Here is a 9,986-nt window from a genome sequence, read left to right on the forward strand (position 1 = left end):
CTTACCTCTCTTCGTATTCGAGTTGAATGCCGTAGTATCGCTGCAAGAAGGTGCAGAGCGCATCGAGCGGCGCGGCATGGTGCGCGCTGCGCCGGTTGGCGGTCAGGTCGAGCCACAGATCCGACGGTGGCCGCCAGTCGCGCCGGCAAATCAGCCAGATGGTAGGGTGGGCGGGATCAACCGCTGGCACGTCACTGGTTGCCGGCGCAATCGCAAGTTGGTAGATTTGCCGTCCGGATTGCACGAGCGGGTGGGGCTGTTCGGCCAGCACCCGTAGATCGCCATGCGCAGCCGCCAGCGTCACGAAATGGCGCACCATCTGCCCGGCGATCGCGTCGAGCCGGCGCGGGGTGATGGCGCGTTGCATGCGGCTCATCGCGTTGACCACCCGCGCCGGGTTGCCTTCCACGATCGAATTGGGCGGAATCTCGCCACTCACCACCGATCGCGAGTTCACAAAACTGTTATCGCCGACCGTCGCGCCGGGATGCAAAAAGACCCCAGCAGCGCACCAAACCCGGTTGCCGACCACGACCGGCGCGAAGCGCACCCAGTAGCCTTCAGTGTACGGCAAGAACGAGCCGTGGGTATAGACCATACACCGCGCGCCGAGCGCACTCCAGTGACCGATCCGTACCTCTTCTTCGGTGTTGATCAGCGACTGCGGGCCAATATAGCTGTGATCGCCGATGCGCAAGCCATCAGCGCCGTACACCAGCGTAAAGCTGCTGATGATGCTGTAGCGGCCAATGCTGATGTCGCCACCGCAGTTGATCACCGTTAGCGCGCGGATAGCGCTGTAGTCGCCGATGCTGATATGCCGGCCCATCACCGTGGCGAACCAGCCGATCGAAACGCCGCGCCCGATCTGCGCACCGCAGCAGATGCGCAAGATCGCCGGCTTGGCCGCCGGCGGCGCGATGAAGAGCACGATGAAGATGATGGTGCGATACAAGTTCATAAAGATACCATATCTGTCATTGCGAGGGGGCGCAGGGACACAGCGCCGCTGTGTCCTTGAACACGTCTGCGGGCGAGCCGCTCGCGCTCCCTCCTATGTCCCTTCCGGTGCGGGCGAGCCGCCCGCGCTCCGCCTAGCTCGCGGGCAAGCCAGTCTATCATTGCGAGGGGGCGCAGCCCCCGAAGCAATCTCCCGCTTTGGCGGAACCGCTGCCGGTACGCACCGGGTGCGGGCGAGTCGCCCGTGCTCCACCTAGGTGCCGGGGCGCGGGCCGCCGGCCCGCAGGCTGCCCCTGCGCTCGGCTCGCAATGACAAGCGGCGAGCGGCAAGCATGCCGGTACGCACCGGGTGCGGGCGAGCCGCCCGCGCCCCGCCTAGCTCGCGGGCAAGCCAGTCTGTCATTGCGAGGGGGCGCAGCCCCCGAAGCAATCTCCCGCTTTGGCGGAACCGCTGCCGGTACGCACCGGGTGCGGGCGAGTCGCCCGTGCTCCACCTAGGTGCCGGGGCGCGGGCCGCCGGCCCGCAGGCTGCCCCTGCGCTCGGCTCGCAATGACAAGCGGCGAGCGGCAAGCATGCCGGTACGCACCGGGTGCGGGCGAAGCGCCCGCGCTTCGCCGGCATTGGCGCGTTCACGGCCCTAACCCCTCGCTCGCTGCCGCGATCTGCGCTGCGCGCTGCCGCCAGTGTTCGGCGATGGTTGCCGGTGTGGCGAACCAGACTCTCCCTCGTGCTGCTAGGTCTTCCCATAACGCACGATAAGTTGCCGCCCATCCCGGAAAAAGCCGGTCGTCATAGACATAATCATGCACGTCAACGAGCAGTAAGCCACCCTGTCGCGTCACCGTCTCGCGCAGTTCGCCGAGCAAGGTCTGGCGATCGCCGGGATTAAACGGTTTCTGCCCAAACAGATGGTCATCCATCCAGCCGGTGGGCAGTTGCAGGGTGCGAATCTCACGGCGCAACCCGCGGTGCCATGGGAAAAAGGGCCATACGCTGCTGCGCCGCCAACCAAGGTAACGGTTGTGGGTCAGCGAGGCGTCGTAGCGAAAGCCGACCTGCTCGTGCATCAGCAAGGTCTGTTCGGGTTGGTGCGGGTCGAGGTGCCAGTAGTGGTGGCGGTTGCCGTCGACCGGCTGCCCGCTGGCCGCAGCGAGACGGACGCGTTCGGCGGCAAAGAGCGTGCGGTCGGTGTAGGCGCGATAACTCGCGTGCAGCCCGATCTCCCAACCCGCTGCGCTCAGTTCGTGAAACAACGCCCGAAAGTGAGGCGCTTGCACGTCGTAGAAGGGATCGGGCAGGCCGGTCGCGTATTCCAACAACGAGCCTTGGCGAGCGACGAAGTAGAACGCCGAGCGCGCCCCGATCCGCTCTTCAAGCTCCATCCATGAACGAAAGTGCCAGTGCGTGCGGCGTCCGCTGATGACATCAACCGCCGCGCCGAGGCCGCGCGCACCTTGCCGCAGCAGAATGCGCAGCGGTTCGAGCCAGCGCACTACTTCCGGGTAGTCGACATCGTGGCCGCAGGTGGCGGCGAGTTCTGCCCCATTTGGCCAGCGCGGCAAGCCGGGTGGCAAGCCGTAGTGCTGGAGCAGATCGGCCAGCCAGCAACCAACCGCCGATGCCAAGGCGCGGCGCAGCAGGCCCTGTTCGAGCATTGGCGCGCCAGTCAGATCGCGGTAGCCGTGTTTGACCGTCGGGTATTGCTCCTCTTCGTAACCGCTGAGCAACCAGAACGCGGCAAAGATGGGGTCATCAGGAATGTGCAGGGTGCCGTTGCTGGTTGCCGGCTGGGCATTGGCCTGATCACCCGCCAGCAACGGCAGATCATATCCATCCCACTGCTTCGCACCGAGCAGGCGCGCTTGGGCCGGGTTGGCCCACCGGTCGGGTCGCGCGTGGATCACGATCTGGGCCGGTGGGGGTTGGGCCGGCCCGGCCGTGTACGCAATCGTCACCCGCTCGCTGTCCCACGGTTGTTCGCGCCAACCGTACCCCATGCCAGTGAGCAAGGTGCGCCAGATGTAGCCGATTTCGGCGCGATGCGCCGCCAGTGATGGGTCAATGGCCAGCGTGATGGTTGGAATCATGGTCTGGATGCTTACGCTTTCCGCATCTTCTTAAACCGGGCGCTGTGCTGTTCGTTCTCGGTGATGATGATCTTGACCGGAATCTTGTACGGTGCGAGCCGGTCGCGGCAGAAGGCGCGCACCCGTCGCTTAAACTCGTTTGGGTCTTCCGGCTCGAACAGGTTGAAGCGAGCGGTAACGATCTGACCGGTGATGGGATTGCTCTCACCCACTACGGCCACGTCTTTCACATTTGGCATCTGCAAGAGCACGCTCTCGACCTCTGCCGGGTAGACCTTCTGCCCGCCGACGTTGATGATCTCGCTCCGCCGGCCCAAAATGCGGATGTATTCGCCATCAACTTCGACCACATCCTGCGTATTCATCCAACCCTCTTCGTCGAACGGGCTCGGTGCGTTGAGGTAGCCGAGCATGGCCGATTTGGCCCGCACCCACAGCACGCCATCGACGATCTTGGTCTCGAAGCCTTCGCCGCCGACTTTGACCCATAGTGAATTGGAATCGCGTGACTTTGAGCGCAAGATGCCGAGCTCCGAGAGACCATACGTTTGCAAGAGCTGCACATTGGGGAAGAGGTCGTGAATCCGGTGTAAGGTGCTCTCTGGCATCACCTCGGTGCCGTAAGTGATCAGCTCAAGCGACGAGAGGTCATAGCGCCGGTAGGCTTCCGAAATCAACAACAAATTGAGAAAGGTCGGCGAGGTTGGCAGGGTCTGCACCCGGTGCGTCTCGATGGCGCGGCAAACGACATCGGGATCGCGCGATTGCACCGCCACCACCGTGCCGCCGTTGGCCAGCGTATAAAAGAGCGTATTGATCCCGCCGATATGGTCGAGCAGCAAAAAGGTCAGTGTCACCCGGCGATGGCGCGGCACTTGGAACTTCTCTAACAGCGGGATGAAATCGTGCAAGGCAGCCTTGCTCTTGCCAGTCGAACCCGACGAGAAGAGCACCAACCCCGGATGGCCGCGTTCGATCAACTGGCGGGTGAGCGGATTGGTCACAGCAACAGCGCGGCGCTCGATCCGCCACTGATCATTGTCGTCGAAACTGACCACGACCTGCACTTCGGCGATGGCCAGAAACTCGTCGCGCTGCGCAGCAACGCTGCGGGTCAGCGGCACGACAATCGTGTTGTGCTCGATCAGGGTCAAGAGCAAACTCACCGCGTTCGGCGAATAATCGCCTTCGATCGTCACGACATGGCCGGGGCCGACATCGTGTTGGTCGAGCGCCGCGTGCCACGCTTGCATGCGTGCCAGCAGGTCGCGGTATGGGTAGGGATGGTCGTTCCAGACAATGGCCGGATGATCGGCGAACTGTTCCATCCGTTCACGAAGCCATGCGATGCTCATAGCAGCCTCCATGCGGTAACCGGCGTCAGCCGCCGCCGCCGAGATAGATCACTTGGCCGGTGATATAATCACTGGCCGGATTGGTAAAAAAGTCAATCACATGGGCCACATCGGCAAAGGTGCCAAAGCGCCGGATCGCAAGCGTATCGATGATATGCTGCAACTTCTCGCGCGGCACACCCCGGATCAGATCGGTCTCGATCGGCGTTGGCCCAATCGCGTTGACCGTGATCCCAAAGGGCGCAAATTCACGCGCCAGCACGCGGGTCAGCATTTCGACCGCACTCTTCGCAGCGGCGTAGAGCGCCTCTCCCTCAAGTCGCAGCGGCACCGCGATGGTGCTAAAGTTAACGATACGACCATAGTTGCGCCGGCGCATCAGCTTAGCCGCTTCCCGGCAAACTAGAAAACTGCCCAACACGTTAATATTCAAGATACGGCTGGCCGTTTCTCCCGGCGTCAGTAGGGCATGGTTCATTGCCGCAATCCCAGCATTGTTGATCGCGATATCAAGCCGGCCATGCCGGCGCTGAATGGCGCTCAACATCGCTTTGACCTGCCCCTCGTTGCTGACATCGACTTGATGGTGCGTGTAGCCGGGCAGTTCCCAATCGACTGCGCTGCGCGCGCATCCTTCAACCAATGCGCCGCGTTGCAGAAAATGCTCAACCAGAAAGCGCCCGATTCCGCGGCTGCTGCCGGTAATCAGCACCACTTCCTGCTCAGTCACGTCCGTGCTCCTCGGTGATCAATTGCTCGAGGTAATCAACCAAGGCTCCAACGCTACGGAATGGACTGTTGCGCTGTGACATCGCCCGATCATCGGCTAAGGTCAACGCCAAGCCATACTCCTCTTCGAGCCGTTGCTCAAGATCGACCACCATGGTCACGAGCGCCAAAGAATCGAGCAGTGCTCCCTTGCCGAAGAGGAGCGTGGACTCGTCAATCGTTGCCGGCAAGGGGCGTCCACTCTGTTCGAGCACGTCGCGCAAGCTGGTGATGACGAGGTTGGCGAGATTTGTTCGGCTCACGGGTAGACTGGTCATACGCTGGTTACTCCTGTATCGATGATGCTTGTACGCTGTGCAAACGGCTAATCAGAGGTAGGTAGATACGGGTTTCGTGGTCGCCTTCCGGCGGTGCGCTTCCTATTGTTGGCGTCGTGGTCGCGGTGCTCACCGGGGTGTTGGTTGCGGTGCTCACCGGGGTGTTGGTCGCGGTGCTCACCGGGGTGTTGGTCGCGGTGCTCACCGGGGTGTTGGTCGCGGTGCTCACCGGGGTAGCGGTAGGAGTGATCCCGCCGCCAAACGGCGTATCGGTTGACCAGTGTTGGGTCGGGTCGCCGTCGCGTGGTTTGATCTCACCAGCGCTGACCCCTCCCGGTGCGCTGTCGGTGATGACCGTCCCCACACCTTCATCAAACCGGTAGAGCGCAACCGTATCCGCATCAACCGGATGCGGTGCGGTTGGCCGGAGAAAGGCGTCAGTATAGCGCACAACCCGCGAGAGGCGGAGATCGTCGAGCAAGCCGTTGTAATGCCGGCTGCCGGGGTAATCGTGCTTTTCGGCTCCCAGCACCAAGAAAGGGTCACTAGCGGGGTACGCGGTGGTGCGATTGAGCCGGTAATCGATCCGTCCGGCTGGGCCGGCAAGAACGCCATCAGGCTGGCCATCGACAAACAAGCGCACCTGCCCGCTCTCGGCGCGGGTGATTGCGATGTGATGCCATTGCCCGTCGGTCACGATCGTGGCGCCGGTCAAGAGGCGGTCATCGCTGCCGATGCTCACCCCCACCACCAATCGCTGATTGCAGATGGCGACGCCGTAATCGCCGTAATCGCCAGCGCCAAACACATCGCGGTCGATGAGGATGTTGCCAGTATACCAACCGCCGGGACAGGCCGGGGCAGGGTTGTTGGTAGCCGTCGCTTTCATCCAGAACTCAATCGTGAATGTGCTGCTTACATTGACGGGATATGATGTAGTCAGACGGCCACTAGAGTCGAGCGAACCAAGCGGAATCTTAACACGATCGTGATCAGTAGCGCCACTTCCGTAGAAGCGTAGCGATGACCCTCGCTGTGCTTGCAGCGGTTTAACCAGATTCTGCATATCGAACAACATCGTAAGGCATAGCAGCCCAGCCAACGTGAGTTTGAACGTGGCTCGGTTGAGATGGTATCCGTGGTAGGGCTGCATCCCTTACCTTCCTCCTTTACGGCGCTGCTGGCGCGGTTGACGTCACCCAGAGGGGATCGTCAGCATCAGCGTTCGGCGTGGTGCCAAGGGTCAAGGTGCGATTATTGCCGGAACGGTCGGTGGTGACTTGGCCGCTCCCTTCGTTGAAGCTAAACAAGGCCACTGTGTTGGCATCGGTCGCGAAGGCGGCGCTGGGTGGCGTAAAGGCGGCGGTGTAGCGAATCGTATTCGAGACGCGCAGTTCGTCGATCTGGCCGGCGATGAAGCCGTAGCCGGGTACGCCGCCGAGCACGAAGTCGGGGCCGGCGGTAATTGTTCCCACGGTGACGGCGGTGCTGGGTGCGCCGTTGACGAAGACGCGAGCCGTGCCGGCAGCGTCGTAGGTGACGGCGATGTGATGCCACGTATTGGCCGTCAGGGTGGTGGGATGCGCTGCCGAAACCCACTGGCCATTAGTGCGCAAGACCCACCAGACCACGCGGTTATTCTCCAGTTCCAAGGCCCAACCGGTGTTGCCAGTAGCATCGCTGGCAGCGATAACGCCGGTTTGGCCCGTGGCGCTGGGGCGGAACCAGAATTCGAGGGTATGGCTGGCGTTCAGGCCGGGGATCGCCGCGCCGCGTGCGCTGTCGTTGCTCACGAAGCTGAGCGCGAAGTTACTGATTGGTACGGGGGTGTTGGTGGCCGTCGCGGTTGGTGATGGTGTATTCGTAGCGGTGGGTGTTGGCGACGGGCCGGCAGTCGCCGTTGCTGTCGGCGTCGGTGACGGGCCGGCAGTCGCTGTTGCCGTTGGCGTCGGCGACGGGCCGGCAGTCGCTGTTGCCGTTGGGCTAGGTGTGTTGGTTGCCGTCGGGCTAGGTGTGTTGGTTGCCGTCGGGCTAGGAGCCGGCGTTGCTCCCGGCGCACCGCCAGTTGGTGCGGTTGACGTCACCCAGAGGGGATCGTCAGCATCAGCGTTCGGCGTGGTGCCAAGGGTCAAGGTGCGATTATTGCCGGAACGGTCGGTGGTGACTTGGCCGCTCCCTTCGTTGAAGCTAAACAAGGCCACTGTGTTGGCATCGGTCGCGAAGGCGGCGCTGGGTGGCGTAAAGGCGGCGGTGTAGCGAATCGTATTCGAGACGCGCAGTTCGTCGATCTGGCCGGCGATGAAGCCGTAGCCGGGTACGCCGCCGAGCACGAAGTCGGGGCCGGCGGTAATTGTTCCCACGGTGACGGCGGTGCTGGGTGCGCCGTTGACGAAGACGCGAGCCGTGCCGGCAGCGTCGTAGGTGACGGCGATGTGATGCCACGTATTGGCCGTCAGGGTGGTGGGATGCGCTGCCGAAACCCACTGGCCATTAGTGCGCAAGACCCACCAGACCACGCGGTTATTCTCCAGTTCCAAGGCCCAACCGGTGTTGCCAGTAGCATCGCTGGCAGCGATAACGCCGGTTTGGCCCGTGGCGCTGGGGCGGAACCAGAATTCGAGGGTATGGCTGGCGTTCAGGCCGGGGATCGCCGCGCCGCGCGCTCTGTCGTTGCTCACGAAGCTGAGCGCGAAGTTGCTGCCAGCGACAGGCGTGTTGGTGGCGGTTGCCGTCGGGCTTGGAGTTGCTGTCGGTACAGGTGTATTGGTTGCCGTCGGCGTCGGCGACGGGCCAATGGTCGCTGTAGCCGTCGGCGTCGGCGACGGGCCAATGGTCGCTGTAGCCGTCGGTTCTGTCGAAGCGGCTAACGTAATGGTCGCATATCCCATCACTTCACGCGCATTGAACACTTGCACCAGCGCGCTAGTATCGGCGCTGAGACCGGTGATGGTAAAGGTAATACTCTTCGCCCCCGCTGGTGCCCCCGCAGGGAGGCGCAACAGCAATGCGCCACGGGCCACACCGCCAGCGAGCGCATCAGTTACGGCGGCGGGATCAACCGCAAGGTTAGCCCCACTGCCAAAGCCGCTCACTGCGCCGGCGCTCAGCGCATTGGTTGGGATGCTCGGTGGCAATGTGATTAACACACTGCCTCCTACTGGAATCGCATCCGTCGTAAAATTCAGCGTATAGCTGGTACCGGTCTGCGCAACGCTGATGCTCAGCGGTGTGCCGGGAGTCATAGCGGCCAGCGCGAAGCGGCGCGAATTGGGCCGCGTGCTGGTTGTGTAATAGAGCCGGTACGACGGCCCTTCCTTCAACGCGCGCACGGCCCACACTTCATCAGGCGAGCCCACGTTGATCGGGTCCATTGTGCCTGTCCACACCGGCGTGTTCGGTACAGCACGGGTCCAGTTGCGGCCATCAGTTGAGACCAGATAGCCGGTGGTGTAACCACTGCTATAACCATTGGCCTCGAACCACATCCGGTAGATCGCGCCGTCTTTGATGACCATTGGCACGCCGGCGTTGTTGTCGTCAAAGTTGCCAAAGGGCGCAGGCTGCACTACCGAGCCGTCGCTGAAAGTTGCGATTCGCGTCCAGTTGATTCCATCTGGTGAGACAGCGTAACCGATGCGGAAAAGATAACTGCTTACATTGTTCACACCCTCAAACCACATCCGGTGGCAGACGCCGCTGGTGCGACCATTCTCGCAGGGTGCGATCGGTGACGCTTCATCAACGAGGACAACTGGCGCAACCACATACGTGGCATCAAATTGATTGGCCTGTCCCGACGCACGGATCATTGCGCCGCCGGCCAATGGGCCGGACACGCGCGTCCACGTGATACCATCGGTTGATTCGGCCATGCCTAAGCCATCGATCATACCCGATGATGCAAACCCGCTGTAGTACATCCGAAAGCCATTGCCATAGCGGATGACATGCATTGTTGTCACGCCAAGGTTATCGAAGCTGCCGGGGACGCCAGATCCCACGAAAACTGCTCCACCAGTAAGTGGGCCGGGAACCCGTGTCCATGCGATGCCATCAGGTGAAACGGCATAGCCAATCCGCCGGATTCCATCACTGACACCGACATACCACATCCGGTAGCAGACGCCGCTCGTGCGTCCGTTCTCGCAGGGACGGAGCGCCGATGCTTCATCAAACACAACGCTCGGCGGGAAGATTTCGTCAACATCGAAGCTAGTGCCGCCGCCGCCGCAGGCACTGCCTGCGACGCCGAAGATTGCTCCGCTGGCACATGAGCCGGTGACGAAGGTCCAAGGCTGATTGTTGCCGCTTGGCGGCGGGGTTGGCGTAGGCGTAGCAGTATTTGTTGGCGCCGGGGTTGGCGAATTAATCGGTGTTGGGGTCGCTGTTGGCGGTATTGGTGTTGGGGTTGGAGTAGGGACGATACCGCTGCCGGTAATCGTTACCGTGGTATACTCCAATACCTCGCGGCTGTCGAAGGTCTGCACCAGCACGGTGGTGTCTGCCGCAGGCGGGGTGGCAATCGCAAACGAAATAC

Annotated in this window: 7 protein-coding genes; all 7 read right to left on the reverse strand. The window is 62.2% G+C overall.

Translation table 11 applies throughout. The annotated features are described in order from the left end of the window. Position 1 precedes the first annotated feature (1 nt). On the reverse strand, positions 2 to 961 hold the full coding sequence (locus tag A6A03_RS10020) for an acyltransferase (protein WP_066787300.1): 960 nt from the start codon (positions 959 to 961) through the stop codon (positions 2 to 4). A gap of 629 nt (positions 962 to 1,590) precedes the next feature. After that, positions 1,591 to 3,048 carry a polysaccharide deacetylase family protein gene (locus A6A03_RS10025; RefSeq protein WP_066787303.1) on the reverse strand — a complete coding sequence of 486 codons (1,458 nt, stop codon included), beginning with the start codon at positions 3,046 to 3,048 and terminating at the stop codon, positions 1,591 to 1,593. Positions 3,049 to 3,059: 11 nt separating this feature from the next. Beyond that, positions 3,060 to 4,403, reverse strand: coding sequence for an ANL family adenylate-forming protein (locus A6A03_RS10030; RefSeq protein ID WP_066787306.1), 1,344 nt, complete (start codon positions 4,401 to 4,403; stop codon positions 3,060 to 3,062). A gap of 25 nt (positions 4,404 to 4,428) precedes the next feature. Continuing rightward, complete coding sequence (locus A6A03_RS10035) at positions 4,429 to 5,133, reverse strand: SDR family NAD(P)-dependent oxidoreductase (RefSeq protein ID WP_066787309.1); 705 nt, start codon at positions 5,131 to 5,133, stop codon at positions 4,429 to 4,431. After that, positions 5,126 to 5,449 (reverse strand): hypothetical protein, encoded by a 324-nt coding sequence (locus A6A03_RS10040; RefSeq protein ID WP_066787312.1) that lies wholly within the window; start codon positions 5,447 to 5,449, stop codon positions 5,126 to 5,128. The genes A6A03_RS10035 and A6A03_RS10040 overlap by 8 nt, the downstream gene beginning before the upstream one ends. 7 nt (positions 5,450 to 5,456) lie before the next feature. Further along, positions 5,457 to 6,515, reverse strand: a complete 1,059-nt coding sequence (locus A6A03_RS10045; RefSeq protein WP_245668940.1) for a LamG domain-containing protein — start codon at positions 6,513 to 6,515, stop codon at positions 5,457 to 5,459. 103 nt (positions 6,516 to 6,618) lie between these two features. Further along, a partial coding sequence (locus A6A03_RS10050; RefSeq protein WP_066787323.1) for a LamG-like jellyroll fold domain-containing protein occupies positions 6,619 to 9,986 on the reverse strand: 3,368 nt, incomplete at its 5' end.

Origin of the sequence: Chloroflexus islandicus, from assembly GCF_001650695.1 — a bacterium.
GTDB lineage: Bacteria > Chloroflexota > Chloroflexia > Chloroflexales > Chloroflexaceae > Chloroflexus > Chloroflexus islandicus.